Below are 512 nucleotides of genomic sequence, written 5' to 3' on the forward strand. Positions count from 1 at the left end.
TTGAGAAAAATGCCGGTGCGCTAGTACGTCTCAATATCAAATAATAATGTCAATAACGCCAATGTGCGGATATCGGCCAGTGAGAATCTGACGCTGACAGCGGGTAAGCAACTGGATATCGGGGCCCTGAAGGATTTCACTCTGGCTGCTGGTAAACAACTCAGCCTGTACAGCCGTGAGGGTGCAAAACTATTCAGTTCGAACAACGATATTGATATTCAGGCGCAGGGCGGAAATGTTGAGATTGGCGGTCCGGGAAAACTGCTCATTAAGAATACCGGTATCAAGAAGACTGGCTCCGGCAGTATGCAGAGTGTGATGAAGTCGTTTGAGCCATCAACGTTTGATGAAAAGTTTGTTATCACTCATCCTGTTCAGGTAAACCGCTGGTAAATCAGAGCTATGACATTCATATGCCTGATGGAAAAATTTTGTCTGGTGTCACAGATAATTCGGGAAACTCATCATTAATAATGTCAAAAGCGGTTGATGGACTGAAGATCGTATTAAAG

1 pseudogene is annotated in these 512 nt (G+C 44.3%); it reads left to right on the forward strand.

From position 1 onward, the window contains the following. Positions 1 to 48: 48 nt before the first annotated feature. Positions 49 to 512 (forward strand): annotated as a pseudogene (locus tag NNO02_RS23510) (DUF2345 domain-containing protein); the annotation flags it as partial.

The sequence above is a fragment of the Citrobacter sp. Awk 2 genome, assembly GCF_028069815.1.
Taxonomy (GTDB): Bacteria; Pseudomonadota; Gammaproteobacteria; order Enterobacterales; family Enterobacteriaceae; genus Citrobacter.